Source organism: Syntrophaceticus schinkii (genome assembly GCF_000946815.1).
GTDB classification, from domain to species: Bacteria; Bacillota; DSM-12270; order Thermacetogeniales; family Thermacetogeniaceae; genus Syntrophaceticus; species Syntrophaceticus schinkii.
Map to the genome: position 1 here is coordinate 1 of NZ_CDRZ01000134.1, position 1018 is coordinate 1018.

Below are 1018 nucleotides of genomic sequence, written 5' to 3' on the forward strand. Positions count from 1 at the left end.
AAATATATATCGTGCTGATTACCTCAACTCTGAGGAGATTAAAGCATCGTATCATATTGATCCTGTAAAGCCAACAATGTTGGTTACTTTTCATCCCGAAACCCTGACTAAAGAAGGTTACACAAAACAGCAGCTAAAAGAACTAACAGATGCACTGGGGCAATTTCCGGATTTTCAGCAGGTAAGTTACCTACCGGAACTGAATCAGGGTATTTATTAATAATCAGGGCGTGGGAAGAATATGCTTCAAACCAATCAAAATGTGATCCTCAAAAAAAAGTCTGGGATCGCGCTGTTATTTAGGTTTAATGAGACATGTTGCAGTAGTTATTGGAAATTCCTCAAGCGGAGTAATTGAAGCACCTAGCTTTGGTGTGCCAACGGTTAATATAGGTGACCGGCAAAAGGGAAGGAGTAAGGCACAGAGCCAAATTGATGTAAGATGCAGAACCGGGGAGATCGTCAACGGGGTAAAAAAGGCACTCTTTGATGAGCAATTTAGAAGGGGTTTAAAGAGCGTTTCAAATCCGTACGATCCTTATGGTGACGGAAAAGTTAGTGAGCGAATTGTCGGTGTGCTAAAGAATGTTCCATTGGACAGAAAAATGCTTGAAAAGAGCCTGGATTTTCCATGCCCCGAAGAGGTGAAATATTTCCATGAATAATGTCTTTATTATAGCGGAGGCTGGGGTTAACCATAACGGAGATATAGGATTGGCCAAGCAACTGGTTGATGCCGCTCTGGTTGCCGGAGCGGATGCCGTTAAATTTCAGACTTTTAAGGCTGATCAAGTAGTAACAGGAGAGGCTGAAAGAGACGGAGTACCAAAAGAAAAATGTGCCTGAATAAAAGATGAAAGCCAACTGGAAATGAATCAAGCGTTTAGAGATCAGCTTTGCGGATTTTAAGGAATTAAAAATCTATTGTGATAGAAAAGGAATCGTCTTTTTTTATTCATCTCCATTTGATTTAGAAAGTATAGATTTTTTTAGGTCAGTTGAATGTACCTTATTTTAA

General features: G+C 39.9%; 3 protein-coding genes and 1 pseudogene. All 4 read left to right on the top strand.

Translation table 11 applies throughout. The annotated features are described in order from the left end of the window. Nucleotides 1–220, top strand: a pseudogene (locus SSCH_RS18995) (hypothetical protein); the annotation flags it as partial. Nucleotides 221–281: 61 nt separating this feature from the next. Then, nucleotides 282–665, top strand: a complete 384-nt coding sequence (locus SSCH_RS06260; RefSeq protein WP_269746130.1) for a UDP-N-acetylglucosamine 2-epimerase — start codon at nucleotides 282–284, stop codon at nucleotides 663–665. After that, nucleotides 658–846 carry an N-acetylneuraminate synthase family protein gene (locus SSCH_RS20845; RefSeq protein ID WP_044664723.1) on the top strand — a complete coding sequence of 63 codons (189 nt, stop codon included), beginning with the start codon at nucleotides 658–660 and terminating at the stop codon, nucleotides 844–846. The genes SSCH_RS06260 and SSCH_RS20845 overlap by 8 nt, the downstream gene beginning before the upstream one ends. A gap of 43 nt (nucleotides 847–889) precedes the next feature. After that, nucleotides 890–1018 carry an N-acetylneuraminate synthase family protein gene (locus SSCH_RS21795; protein WP_456300457.1) on the top strand — a complete coding sequence of 43 codons (129 nt, stop codon included), beginning with the start codon at nucleotides 890–892 and terminating at the stop codon, nucleotides 1016–1018.